The sequence below is a fragment of the Erythrobacter sp. JK5 genome (genome assembly GCF_018205975.1).
In the GTDB taxonomy this organism is placed as follows: Bacteria; Pseudomonadota; Alphaproteobacteria; order Sphingomonadales; family Sphingomonadaceae; genus Erythrobacter.
Genome location: NZ_CP073577.1, coordinates 2,485,283 through 2,498,444, shown reverse-complemented (window position 1 = coordinate 2,498,444; position 13,162 = coordinate 2,485,283). Strand labels below are relative to the sequence as shown.

9 protein-coding genes and 1 pseudogene are annotated in these 13,162 nt (G+C 65.7%); 2 read left to right on the top strand and 8 right to left on the bottom strand.

What is annotated here, in order from left to right; genetic code table 11:
• Positions 1 to 3: 3 nt before the first annotated feature.
• Positions 4 to 624 carry a ribonuclease D gene (locus KDC96_RS12095; protein WP_212448671.1) on the bottom strand — a complete coding sequence of 207 codons (621 nt, stop codon included), beginning with the start codon at positions 622 to 624 and terminating at the stop codon, positions 4 to 6.
• A gap of 85 nt (positions 625 to 709) precedes the next feature.
• Between KDC96_RS12095 and ung the strand changes: the two genes are divergently transcribed.
• Both ung and KDC96_RS12085 read left to right on the top strand, forming a co-directional pair.
• Positions 710 to 1,399 (top strand): uracil-DNA glycosylase, encoded by a 690-nt coding sequence (gene ung / locus KDC96_RS12090; protein WP_212448670.1) that lies wholly within the window; start codon positions 710 to 712, stop codon positions 1,397 to 1,399.
• Positions 1,396 to 1,731 (top strand): TraR/DksA C4-type zinc finger protein, encoded by a 336-nt coding sequence (locus tag KDC96_RS12085; RefSeq protein WP_212448669.1) that lies wholly within the window; start codon positions 1,396 to 1,398, stop codon positions 1,729 to 1,731. The genes ung and KDC96_RS12085 overlap by 4 nt, the downstream gene beginning before the upstream one ends.
• Here KDC96_RS12085 and KDC96_RS16715 read toward each other — a convergent pair.
• The 7 genes and pseudogenes from KDC96_RS16715 to KDC96_RS12050 form a co-directional block, all read right to left on the bottom strand.
• Positions 1,728 to 1,904 (bottom strand): AAA family ATPase, encoded by a 177-nt coding sequence (locus KDC96_RS16715; RefSeq protein WP_212448668.1) that lies wholly within the window; start codon positions 1,902 to 1,904, stop codon positions 1,728 to 1,730. The genes KDC96_RS12085 and KDC96_RS16715 overlap by 4 nt on opposite strands.
• Positions 1,901 to 2,608, bottom strand: coding sequence for a hypothetical protein (locus tag KDC96_RS12075; protein ID WP_212448667.1), 708 nt, complete (start codon positions 2,606 to 2,608; stop codon positions 1,901 to 1,903). Before KDC96_RS12075 ends, KDC96_RS16715 begins: the two co-directional genes overlap by 4 nt.
• A gap of 1 nt (position 2,609) precedes the next feature.
• Positions 2,610 to 4,019 (bottom strand): carbohydrate porin, encoded by a 1,410-nt coding sequence (locus tag KDC96_RS12070; RefSeq protein ID WP_212448666.1) that lies wholly within the window; start codon positions 4,017 to 4,019, stop codon positions 2,610 to 2,612.
• A gap of 227 nt (positions 4,020 to 4,246) precedes the next feature.
• Entirely contained in the window at positions 4,247 to 5,683 is a 1,437-nt protein-coding gene (locus KDC96_RS12065; RefSeq protein ID WP_212448665.1) for a glutamate synthase subunit beta, read from the bottom strand.
• Between the two features lie 129 nt (positions 5,684 to 5,812).
• Positions 5,813 to 10,452 (bottom strand): annotated as a pseudogene (gltB, locus tag KDC96_RS12060) (glutamate synthase large subunit).
• A 267-nt stretch (positions 10,453 to 10,719) separates the two neighbouring features.
• Positions 10,720 to 11,865, bottom strand: coding sequence for a hypothetical protein (locus KDC96_RS12055; RefSeq protein WP_212448664.1), 1,146 nt, complete (start codon positions 11,863 to 11,865; stop codon positions 10,720 to 10,722).
• Positions 11,866 to 11,872: 7 nt separating this feature from the next.
• Positions 11,873 to 13,123: a TIGR04063 family PEP-CTERM/XrtA system glycosyltransferase gene (locus tag KDC96_RS12050; RefSeq protein ID WP_212448663.1), complete on the bottom strand. Its 1,251-nt coding sequence runs from the start codon at positions 13,121 to 13,123 to the stop codon at positions 11,873 to 11,875.
• Between the last annotated feature and the right edge of the window lie 39 nt (positions 13,124 to 13,162).

Here is a 13,162-nt window from a genome sequence, read left to right as displayed (position 1 = left end):
CGCTTACGCGTGGCTGAAGATGTCGTGATCGGCCCAACCGGCGATGTCGAGCAGCGCGCGGGTGGGCAGGAATTCGAAACAGGCCTGGGCGAGGTGCGTGCGCCCCTCGCGCTCCAGCCGCACGGCGAGCTCGTCGCGCAGGCGGTGCAGGTAGCGGACATCGGAAGCGGCATAATCGCGCTGCGCCTCGCTGAGTTCGGGGCCGCCCCAGTCGGAGCTCTGCTGCTGCTTCGACAGGGTTTCGCCCAGCAATTCGTCGACCAGGTTCTTGAGCCCGTGCCGGTCGGTGTAGGTGCGGGTCAGCTTGCTGGCGATCTTGGTGCAGAACACCGGCCCGGCCATCACCCCGAGGTAGTGGTGGATCGCGGCGAGATCGAAGCGGGCGAAGTGATACAGCTTGGTCCGATCGCGATTGCCGAGGATCGCCTTGAGATTGGGAGCGGCGTAATCGCTGCCGGGCGCAAACCGCACCAGATGCTCATCGCCCGAGCCGTCGCTGATCTGCACCACGCACAGCCGGTCGCGCGGCGTCACGAGGCCCATGGTTTCGGTATCGACCGCGAGATCGCTCGCGCCCTCGAGCACGCCTGCGGGCAGGTCTTCTTCGTGGAAATGCACTGTCATGTCGGCTGTGTTCTCTAGGACCATTGGGGAAAGAGGGAAAGGGCGCACTCGCGCGCGCCCTGCAACCGGGTGTAGCAGTGTCGGAATGGCGAGCGAGGCAATACCCGAAAGCTGGCGCGACGCGCTCGAACCGGTGCTGGCGCAGCCCGAAGCACGCAAGCTCGGCGGCTGGCTGCGCGCGCAGGAGGACGCGGGCAAGGTTATCTACCCGCCGCGCGGCACCCGGCTTGCCGCGCTGGCAATGACGCCGCTCGACGCAGTGCGGGTGGTGATTCTCGGGCAGGATCCCTATCACGGGCCGAACCAGGCGCACGGTCTCGCATTCTCGGTGCAGGACGGGGTCAAGGTGCCGCCCTCGCTGGTCAACATCTTCAAGGAGCTGGAGAGCGATTGCGGGATCGCACGGCCCGCGCACGGCAATCTGTCGAAATGGGCGCAGCAGGGGCTGCTGCTGCTCAACAACACGCTGACCGTGGCGGCCGGGCAGGCGGGCAGCCATGCCGGTCGCGGGTGGGATGCGATCACCGACGCCGCCGTCGCGGCGGTGGCCGAGCGCGGCGATCCGACCGTGTTCATCCTGTGGGGCAGCCATGCGAAGAAGAAAGCGGGACGAGTGCGCGCGCTTGGCACCTCTCAGCACCACCTTGTGCTGACGTCACCCCACCCCAGCCCGCTCTCGGCGCATAACGGCTTTTTCGGCTCGCGCCCGTTCAGCCAGGCCAATGCCTTTCTCGAAAGCCACGGGCGCGGCGTGATCGACTGGTCGCTGGGATGACCGAAGAGGAGGCCCGCCAGGCTTTGCTCGAACGGCAAGCGCAGCTCGAGCAAGAAGACGCCACCAACGCGGATTCGCGCGACACGGTCGAATTGCAGCAGGACAGCGTCGGTCGGCTCTCGCGGATGGACGCGATGCAGCAGCAGGCGATGGCGCAGGCGCAGGAACGCCGCCGTGCGGCTGAGCGGGCGCGGATCAGGGCCGCGCTCGAACGGCTCGACGAAGGCGAATGGGGCTATTGCGTGCGCTGCGGCGAAGCGATCGCCGCAGCGCGCCTGCGCCACGATCCCGGCGTCGCGATGTGCGTGGGGTGTGCGGGAGGCGCTGGCTAGCGATCCTGCGCGAGGACGAATTCCGCCCGATCTTCCCATGGTTTCGGTCCTTCGCCCTGACTCACGCGAAGGCCCGGTTCACGGACGACACGGGCGCCGCGCTGCGCAGGGCGTGCGATCAAGGTGGACTTGCCCCCGCCCGAGGACCCGGTGATCAGAAAGCGTGGCTTCATTCAGCCGCAGGTGCAGCTGTTACTCGGCGCATTTCCTCGGTTCCCAGTGGACCCTCGACAGTCAGGATTCGATCACCCTTGGTCAGGTATCCGCGCATGCCGGTGAGGCTCATTACGCCCAGATCGTTGGGCACGAACTCGAATTTCAGCATCTGGCTAGGAGTCCAGCCGATGTCGGCCAATACATAACGTGGCGAATCCACCTTGTAATTGCTCTGCCGGACGGTGACGGCGACCGGCTCGGTGCATCTTTCCGGGGGCGGATCGTCCGGATCGAGGAGAGTCTCGTCCGAAACCGCCTGAAAATCGATCGAACCGTCTGCACACTCTATCCAGGCATCGGCGTAGGCAAAGGGTTCGCCATTCGTGTGGACGAGGTCCACCAACCGGTCGCCTTTACCCGGCACCAGTCCGAGCATGCGGATTTCTGCCGGTACCGGCTCAGGATCGGTGGTGAAATGGATGCTGGTGTCGTCGACGCGCCATGTGCCACTTGAGCGCAGGTCTAGCGCTCCTACTGACAGCGCCCATTCCCAGCGGCGATCGTCCGTGATCCGCATACCTGCGAATGTCTCGAACGAGCTGCCATCGTAATCGCCGACGAAGCGCTTTGCGACGTCAGCCGTGTCTTCCGGCGAAGTGACATGGACACAGCCGCCTGTCACCAGCGCTGCCGCCAGCGCGAGACCGGCAGCGCATCGCATCTCAGAATCCTGCCGTCAGACGTGCACCGACCAGCACTCCGGTGTCGCGGAACGCGACCGCGCTGTCGATCAGCTGCGCATTGACCGTCAGCTCGAATCCCTTGTGGATGCCAAGCGTGTAGAACGCCTCGACGCCCTGTTCGTCCTCGATCGGCAGGCGGAAGGCGATGTCGTCGACCAGCTCGTCGGTCAGCGAATACTGGAAATAGGCGAGGCCGAAGCGGTCCTGCGGGCGCTTGCGGGGATTGCCCGAAATCCCGAAATAGCCCGAGTAATCGAGGAAGGTCGGGTCGCCGCTGGAAGCCTGGAACCGGGCGAGGATGCCCCAGCCCTTGCCCGGTGCTTCGGGATAGAGCGTGATGAACTGATAGGCCGAAAGCTGCACCGCCAGCTCGCCGCTTTCGTCGCCGAACGAGGCGATCGGCTGCGGCGGCGGGGTAAGCGCGCGCGGCAGGATATCGACCGCGAACTGGTCGCGGGTCGATCCGACCACTGCGAAATTGTAGATGCCCGGCATCTTGCCGATCCGCGCCTTGTAGGCGGCGGCTGCCATGAAGGCGACGCCGCTTTCGAACGCGGTTTCGAAGCCGGTGCGCTGGTATTGCGAATCCGGATCGAACACCCACAGGCGGTAGATGAAATTCTTGGTCGGAATTTCGAGCTGCGCGCCGGTTAGCGTGTTGGGGACCACGGCGGTCGGCGGCAGCGCCAGACCGAGGTTCTGGAAGCCGTAATGCCCGTCGCTTTCGACCACCGGTAGCGAGCCCGAGATGTCGAGCACGTTGACCTTGCCGATGGTTAGCTTGGCGCCCGATTTCCAGCGCTTCGAAATGCTGACCGACAGGTCGAAATCGCCCGCGCCTTCGGGGCGGAACAGCGAGGTGTTGCTGGGGATCAGCCCGATCGCGCCGTTCGAAGTCTTGCCCCAGGTGTATTCTGGCCGCAGCGTCAGCTGCCAGCTGTCATCGAGCCCGAAATTACTCCCGCCGATATCGACATAGGCATCGGCGCGCCCGCTGTAGCGCACCACGTCGTCGGCATCGCCCGCGACCGGGACATCGACGAATTGCGAGACGACCAGCCGCGCCGAAAAGGGTTTCGGCGGGCCGGGCGGGATCAACGCCTTGCCTTGCAGCGAGAGCAGCGGCGCGGCGGAGGAAACCGGCGCGGTCGACGCAGCTTGTGCGAAGCGCTCGACGTCTTCGGGCAGCAGGACGATCCCGCCCTGAGGAGCGGGGCGCACCTGTGCCTCGTCGAATTCCGCATCGAAGGCGACGGCGTAGTCGAACGGGTCGGCTCCGCTCTCCGCCAATGCGGGGCTCGCCAACGCAAGCGATCCACCGCCAAGGGCTGCCAGAACGAGCGCACGAGCGCACAGCGAGTTTTTTGGATTGGCCGGAGTGACCTGCATCTCATGCTCCCCTGTGGTTCCCGCGCCCGAATCGCATGACCACCCTGTTATCTCGGCGAGGGGTACCCGTGGCGGGCCGTGCGACCCGGACGAGCGCCGAACGCCGTCTCCCAAACATGTTTGTCTGCCGCGCAACACGCACCCATCGCGCGAAAAACGCAACGGAATTTATCGGCTGGCGATCACTTTTTGTGCGGCGTGTGCCCGAAACGGGGCGGGACGAGCGCTCAACGCGGCAATTCGGTCACACCCATCAGCGCCTCGTCGACCGCGCGCGCGGCCTGTCGACCTTCGCGGATCGCCCACACGACCAGGCTTTGCCCGCGCCGAATGTCGCCGCAGGCAAACACGCCGGGCACGCTGGTGGTGTAGTCTTCGGTGTTGGCAGACACGTTTCCGCGCTCGGTCAGCTCGACCCCCGCCTGTTCGAGCAGCCCTGCCTTCTTCGGCCCGACAAAGCCCATTGCAAGCAGGATCAGGTCGGCTGGAATGGTGAATTCGCTGCCGACGACTTCGCGCATCTGGCCATCCACCCATTCGACCCGCGCGCATTCGAGCCCGGTGACGGTGTCGCCATCGCCGATCACGCGCTTGGTGAGAACAGCCCAGTCGCGCTCGACGCCTTCCTCGTGGCTCGAGGAAGTGCGCAGCTTCAATGGCCAGTCGGGCCAGGTCAGCGCCTTGTCTTCCTTTTCCGGCGGCTTGGGCATGATCTCGAGCTGGGTCACGCTCTTCGCGCCCTGCCGGTTGGAGGTGCCGACGCAGTCGCTGCCGGTATCGCCGCCGCCGATCACCACCACATGCTTGTCGGTCGCGAGCAGGCTGCCGCGCGGCGCGGCGCGCAGCTCGTCGTCGCCGGCGTTGCGCTTGTTCTGCTGGGTCAGGAACTCCATCGCGAGCCGCACGCCGGGCATTTCCGCGCCGGGGATCGAAAGCGCGCGGGCATCCTCGGCGCCGCCCGAAAGCACGATCGCGTCGAAGTTTTCCTGCAGGCTCTTGAACGAAACATCGACGCCGACTTCCTTCGACGTTTTGAACTCGACCCCTTCGGCTTCCATCTGGATGCAGCGGCGGCTGATCAGGTGTTTTTCCATTTTGAAGTCGGGGATGCCGTAGCGCAGCAGCCCGCCGACCCGGTCGTTCTTTTCGAACAGGGTGACGCTGTGCCCGGCGCGCGCGAGCTGCTGTGCGCAGGCCATGCCGGCGGGGCCGGAACCGACCACCGCGACCGACTTGCCGGTCTTCGTCTCGGGAATCTGCGGCTCGATCCAGCCTTCCTTCCACCCGCGATCGACGATCGCGCATTCGATCGATTTGATCGTCACCGGCTGGTCGACGATGTTGAGCGTGCAGCTCGCCTCGCACGGGGCGGGGCAGATGCGGCCGGTGAATTCGGGGAAGTTATTGGTGGAATGCAGCACGTCGAGCGCGTTGCGCCAGTCGTCTTCGTAGACGAGGTGGTTCCAGTCCGGGATCAGGTTGTTCACCGGGCAGCCGTTGTGACAATAGGGAATGCCGCAGTTCATGCAGCGCGACGCCTGCCCGGCGAGCGTCGCATCGTCCGGCTGGACCACGAATTCGCGGTAGTTGCCCAGACGCTCCTTGGGATCGAGATAATCCCGATCGCGCCGATCCAGTTCGAGAAACCCGGTTTCCTTGCCCACGAGGTCAAATCTCCGATTGGGCCGAAGCCCCCGCGCAGGCGGGGGTCCAGCTGAGTTTGAAGTTGCGCGCTGCTGCCGCGCTATCTGGACCCCTGCCTTCGCAGGGGTGACAGTTGAGCTTTTGCTGCGTCATTCCGCCGCCACGCTTTCGGCTTCGCGCCGTTCGGCTTCGAGCGTTTCGAGCGCGCGCTTGTAATCGCGCGGCATCACCTTGACGAACCGACCGAGCGCCGCGTTCCAGTCGGCCAGCAATTCGGCGGCGATCGCGCTGCCGGTGTGCAGCTGGTGCCGTTCGACCAGGATGCGCAGCCGCTCGGCATCGTGGCGCAGCATGTCGCCCATCCCGAAATCGTGGACCGAGCGCCCGCGCTGCTGCGGCCGGCCGGTGCCTTCTTCGAGATCGGGCTCGGCGGAAACCGGGAGCAGGTCGACCTGCGCGTGGTTCACCAGATCGCCGAATGCGCCGTCCGGGTCGTAGACATAGGCGACACCGCCGCTCATGCCCGCGGCGAAGTTGCGCCCGGTCTTGCCCAGCACCACCACGACCCCCCGGTCATGTATTCGCAGGCGTGGTCACCCGCGCCCTCGACCACGGCGATCGCGCCCGAATTGCGCACCGCGAAGCGTTCGCCCGCGACGCCGTTGAAATACGCCTCGCCCGCGATCGCGCCGTAGAGCACGGTGTTGCCAACAATGATGTTCTCGCCCGGATTCCGGTTGGCACTATCGGGTTGACGGATGATGATTCGTCCGCCGGACAGGCCCTTGCCGACGTAGTCGTTGGCATCGCCCGACAGGTCGAGCGTGATGCCGTGCGCAAGCCACGCGCCGAAGCTCTGCCCCGCGACCCCGGTGAAGTTCACCCGGATCGTGTCGGGCGGCAGGCCTTCGTGCCCGTGCGCCTTGGCGACTTCGCCCGACAGCATCGTGCCGACCGTGCGATTGACATTGCGGACCGCGTAATCGAGCTGCACCGGCTTGCGCGCAATGATCGCATCCTTGCAATCGGCGATCAGCGCGTTGTCGAGCGCGGCGCCGAGCCCGTGGTCCTGCGTCTCGACATTGCGCAGCGGCGTGCCTTCGGGAAGCTCGGGCTTGTGGAGCAGCCGGGTGAGGTCGATCCCGCGCGCCTTCCAGTGGCGGTGCATCCGGGTCATGTCGAGCCGGTCGACCCGGCCGATCATGTCCTCGACCGTGCGGAAGCCCAGTTCGGCCATGATCTGGCGCAGCTCCTCGGCGACGAAGAACATGTAGTTGACGACATGCTCGGGCTGGCCGGTAAAGCGCTTGCGCAGCTCCGGATCCTGCGTCGCCACGCCGACCGGGCAGGTGTTGAGGTGGCACTTGCGCATCATGATGCAGCCCGCCGCGATCAGCGGGGCGGTCGCAAAGCCGAATTCGTCCGCGCCGAGCAGCGCGCCGATCGCGACGTCGCGACCGGTACGAAGGCCGCCATCGACCTGCACCGCGATGCGGCTGCGCAGATCGTTGAGCAGCAGCGTCTGCTGGGTCTCGGCAAGGCCGATTTCCCACGGGCTGCCGGCATGGGTGAGGCTGGTCAGCGGCGATGCGCCCGTCCCGCCGTCATAGCCGGAGATCGTGACGTGATCGGCGCGCGCCTTGGACACGCCCGCCGCCACGGTGCCGACCCCGACTTCGGAGACGAGCTTGACCGAAATCCGCGCTTCGGTGTTCACGTTCTTGAGGTCGTGGATCAGCTGCGCGAGATCCTCGATCGAATAGATATCGTGGTGCGGCGGCGGTGAGATCAGGCCCACGCCCGGCGTCGAATGCCGCACCGCGCCGATGCGCTTGTCGACCTTGTGCCCGGGCAGCTGCCCGCCTTCGCCGGGCTTTGCGCCCTGCGCCATCTTGATCTGGATATCGTCCGAATTGACGAGGTATTCGGTCGTGACGCCGAACCGGCCCGAGGCGACCTGCTTGATCCGGCTGCGCATCGAATCGCCGCTTTCCATCGGCTTGAAACGGAATGGTTCCTCGCCGCCTTCGCCGGTGTTCGAGCGCCCTCCGATGCGGTTCATCGCGATCGCCAGCGTCGAGTGCGCCTCGTGACTGATCGAGCCGAAGCTCATCGCGCCGGTGCTGAACCGCTTGACGATTTCGCTCGCCGGTTCGACCTCTTCGAGCGGGATCGGCTCGTCGGCCAGCTTGAATTCCATCAGCCCGCGAATGGTCAGCAGGCGTTCGCTCTGCTCGTTGATCGACTTCGCGAACTCCTCGTAATTCTTGTGATCGTTGCCGCGCACGGCGTGCTGCAATTGCGCGACGTTCTCCGGGGTCCAGGCGTGCTCTTCGCCGCGCAGGCGGTATTGGTAGATCCCGCCGACATCGAGCATGTTCTTGTAGAGCGGATTGTTGCCATAGGCCTGCGCGTGGCGGCGCACGCTTTCCTCGGCGACTTCCATCAGCCCGATGCCGTCAATCGTCGTGGCGGTGCCGGTGAAGTAGCTTTCGACGAATTCGGACGCCAGCCCGACCGCGTCGAAAATCTGCGCACCGCAATAGGACTGGTAGGTCGAGATGCCCATCTTGGACATGACCTTGCGAATGCCCTTGCCGACGCTCTTGATGTAGTTCTGCTGGACGTCGCGCGGGTCCAGTTCGAGATGCTTCTTCCGGCGGATCTCCTCCAGCGTTTCGAACGCGACATACGGATTGATCGCTTCCGCGCCGTAGCCCGCGAGCACGCAGAAGTGGTGCACTTCGCGCGCTTCGCCGGTTTCGAGCACCAGCCCGGTCTGCATCCGCAGGCCCTGCCGCACGAGATGGTGATGCACAGCGGCGGTCGCGAGCGCGGCAGGCATCGGGATCCGGTCCGGCCCCTGTGCACGGTCCGACAGGATGAGGATGTTGTGGTCCTGCAGCACCGCCTCGGTCGCGGCCCAGCACATTTCCTTGAGCGCCATTTTCAGGCCCTTGGCGCCCTTGGACGCCCTCCACGTGATGTCGATCGTTTCGCAGCGGAACGCGCCGTCGAGCACCGATTCGACCGAACGGATCTTGGCCAGATCTTCGTTGGTGAGGATTGGTTGATCGACCTCCAGCCGCTTGTGCGTGCCGGCTTCGTGGCCGAGCAGGTTCGGCCGCGGCCCGATCATCGACAGCAGGCTCATCACCAGTTCCTCGCGGATCGGGTCGATCGGCGGGTTGGTGACCTGCGCAAAGTTCTGCTTGAAGTAATCGTACAGCAGCCGCGAGCGATTGGAGAGCACCGCGATCGGCGTGTCGGTGCCCATCGAGCCGACCGGATCGTCGCCCTGCACCGCCATCGGTTCGAGGAAGCGGGCAATGTCCTCCTGCGTGTAGCCGAAAGCCTGCTGGCGTTGCAGCAGCGTGGTGGTGCTTTCGGGGATTTGCGAAAGCTCCGGTTCGATCTCGCTGATGTCTTCGAGCTTGTACTGCGCCTGTTCGAGCCATTCGCCATACGGCTCAGCTGCGGCGAGCTGCGCCTTCAGCTCCTCATCCTCGATGATGCGGCCCTGTTCGAGGTCGATCAGCAGCATCTTGCCCGGTTGCAGCCGCCATTTGCGCACGATGTCTTCCTCGGCAAAGGGCAGCACGCCGCTTTCCGAAGCGAGGCAGACGATATCGTCGCTGGTCACGCAGAAGCGCGCCGGACGCAGGCCGTTGCGATCGAGCGTCGCGCCGATCTGGCGACCGTCGGTGAAACACACCGCCGCCGGGCCGTCCCACGGCTCCATCAGCGCGGCATGGTATTCGTAGAACGCGCGGCGATCCGGGTCCATCAGCGGGTTTTGCGCCCACGCTTCCGGGATCAGCATCATCATCGCATGGGCGAGGCTGTATCCGCCGAGCAGCAGCAGTTCGAGCGCGTTGTCGAGGCAGGCGGTGTCGGATTGTCCGTGCGGCACGATCGGCCACATCTTGTCGAGGTCCGCACCCAGCAGCGACGATTCCATCGTCCGGCGGCGTGCGTTCATCCAGTTGACGTTGCCGCGCACGGTGTTGATCTCGCCATTGTGCGCCATGAAGCGATAGGGGTGGGCCAACCGCCAGCTGGGGAACGTGTTGGTCGAGAACCGCTGGTGCACGAGGCCCAGTGCGCTGACGCAATCGGGATCGCGCAGATCGTCATAGAAACTGCCGACCTGGGTCGCCAGCAGCAGCCCCTTGTAGACGATGGTGCGGCTGGAGAAGCTCGGGATGTAAAGCTTCGACAGGCCCGGCAGGCCGTGCTTTTCCTCGAGCTTCTTGAGCGGGTTCTGGGTCTGCTTGCGGATCACGATCAGCTTGCGTTCGAACGCGTCCTGATCGGCGCAGTTCTCTCCCCGCGCGATCACGCACTGGCGGATCATCGGCATCGATTCGATCACCGCCTTGCCCAGCCCGTCGAGCGTGACTGGCACGTCGCGCCAGCCGACCAGCCGCTGGCCTTCCTTTGCGACGAATTTTTCGAACTGCTCGGTCACGAAATCGCGCGCGGCGCTGTCCTGCGGCATGAAGCACATCGCCACGGCGTAATTGCCCGGCTGGGGCAGATCGTGGTCGTTCGCTTCGGCCCATTTCCGAAAAACCGGATCGGGAATCTGCAGCAGGATGCCTGCACCGTCGCCCAGCAGCGGATCGGCCCCTACCGCGCCGCGATGATCGAGCTTTTCGAGAATCTCGAGCGCTTGTGAGACGATCGCATGGCTCTTCGCGCCCTTGATATGCGCGACCATGCCCACCCCGCAGGCGTCGTGTTCGTTGGCGGGGTCGTAAAGACCCTGGGAGATGGGGAATCCCATGGCAAAGTTCCGTCCTGTCAGATGCCGCCGGGTGCGGCCCGGCTTGCTCTGCGGCAAGGGAGCACTCGGCGGCAGGATGCCGTGCGGGCGATTGCCTGATGGAATGCCCACTACGTTCGGCACCCTCATGCCGACAGGAAGCGGATTTTGCAACCGCGAAAAGCGAAGGAATATTTCACTCCGCGATGGCTAAGCTTTAGGTTGATTGCGCGATGCGCAAGCGAAGTGCGGGACTGTTGCGGAAAATGCCCCTGCGGCGGTCGAGCGTCAGGCTGCGCCGCGCAGGTTCTGGAGCTTGCCCAGCGCCTCGCGCAGGTCGCGCTCGTCGGTATCCTGGCCGGTTGGGACAGTGCTTTCCGCCGGGTCGCCGACCGGTTCGACCTGGGCTGTGCAGAGACTATTCTCGGTCAGCCTGGTCAGCGCCCGCAGCGCGTCGGCCAGCGCCGCATCGCGCTCGGTCGAGGGCGCAGGCTCGGCATTTGCCTGCGCTGCCGAGCGATGCTGCTGCAGCGCGAGCGCAAGCCGCTCGACCATCTGCACCAGGCTGAGGTCCTCGACCGGAGTCTCGCGCAGTTTCTCCGCAGCGGCCGTTGGCTGTGCGGGGCCGGCAACGGCCGGTTCGTTCGCCGTCACCTGGGCGAAGACGCCAAGGTCGAGCTGTCCGGAGCTGTGCGCCATCTGGCGTGCGCGGTGATCGGTCAGCGCCTGCACCAGCTCGAGGTCGCGGCCCCGGTCGCGGCGCCGCCGCGCGGGACGGCGCAGCTGGACGGGCGCTTCGTCGGTGCTGTTCTCTTCAATCTCGTCGGCAGGAGGGCTGAGTGGGTCCGGCTCGCAGGCCGCGCTCTCGCAGGGCGCGTCGGTTTCGTAGGCCTCGCACAACTCGAGCGTATCGTCGTCGTGATCGAACGCCGGTTCTTCGGTGGACCCCGGCCAGGCCTCGGCGATCGCTTCGTCGGCATCGACCTCGCCCGTTGCGGCAGAGTTGCCGGGTTCGGTTTCGATCGGGGCGTCGAGGCTGGCGCTGCCGAGTTCCGACGCCGGATTGATCGCGCGCAGGAGCTGCACGTCGTCGTCATCCGCGCGGGCTTGCGCAGCGGCTGGCGGGGTATTGCCGCGCCAGCGTTTGGCAAAGACAGCAGCGCAGGCCGCACCGATGGCAGCGGCGATCGCGGCAAATAGGTAATGCGCAAGGGGGCCGAAAGCGGCGAATGCGGCGGCTGCAGGGAGGTTTGCGATCGTGTCGCGCGGCAGGACCAGCACGATCAGGCCGGCGGCAGCCGCGCCCCAGACGGCAAGCACGGGGACGAACGCCGGGTGCGCCGCAATCGGTTTCCTGCGACGGCGGCGCCGCGCTGTGAATTCCCCGGTGTCGGACCTGCCAAACAGCATGGTGCTTGATGCTCCTACCTTCATGATCCAGCTAGGCTGGTGCGGTGAGAGCGGCTCGCCCGTCCCCGCGATTAACATCGGCTAGCAAGAGATGGTAAACGTCTTGATAACGCCGGGCGTTGCACGCCCAGTCGTGGCGAGTTCGGACGTGGGCGACGCCGCGCTCGCGGACAGCATCCCATTCCTCACGCGTATCGAGCACTTCCGACAGCGCGTCGGCGCAGGCGACAGGATCGTCGGGTGCGAACAAGAAGCCGGTTTCGCCATGCTTCATCAGCTCGCGGTGCCCGCCAACGTTAGACGCGGCGACAATCCGCCGCTGCGCCATCGCCTCCAGCGGCTTGAGCGGCGTAACCAGATCGGTCAGGCGCGAGCGCTTGCGCGGATAGGCGAGCACGTCGATCAGCGAATAATACCGCTCGACCTCGTCATACGGAACGCGCCCGGCGAAGATCACCGCTTCGGGCTCCGGCAGCGAGGCAGCGGCGGCGCGCCATTCGGGTTCCATTTCCCCCGCGCCGACCAGCAGCAGCCGCGCCTGCGGGTGTTCGCGGCGGAGCAGCGGCATGGCAGCAATCAGGTCGTCGACGCCCTCGTAGGCGTAGAAGCTGCCGATATAGCCGATGACCGGCGTACCGGGGGCGATGCCGAGCTCCTCCCCCAGCTGCGTGTCGCGCGGCGGCGGATCGCCGAACAGCGACAGGTCGACCCCGTTGGGCATCACGCCGATCTTGCCCGGCGCGATACCGCGCGCGATCAGGTCGTCGCGCAGCCCCTGGCAGATGGTGAACACCGCATCGGCACGGCGGACGATCTGCGTCTCCAGCGCACGGGTGAGGTGGTATTTCACCGATCCTTCGGTGCCGGTGCGATTTCCCACCGCCGCATCCTCCCAGAACGCGCGGATTTCGTAGACGAACGGGATGCCGAGCGCGGATGAGGCCCGCCAAGCGCCGCCGCCGCACAGGGCCGGGGAATGAGCGTGGACGATGTCCGGCCGCCACTCTTTCGCCAGCGCCTGGATCGATCGCGACAGCGCAACCATTTCGCGCGCCTCGTTCACTCCCGGCGGTCCTGAAACCGCACCAGGCGTGCGGTGGAAGATCAGGCCGTCGATGTCCTGCGGATTGGCCGTGTCGTGCGTCTCGCCATGGCGCAGCCCGGTGATGCCGCGCACGTCCAGCCCCAGCGCCTGCTGCGCCTTCAGGATCGCGCGCGTGCGAAAGGTGTAGCCGCTGTGCAGCGGCAGTGAATGGTCGAGGACGTGCAGAACCCGCGTCATGGGCTGGGCATGCCACGAATGTGCTTAACGTGCCGTCAA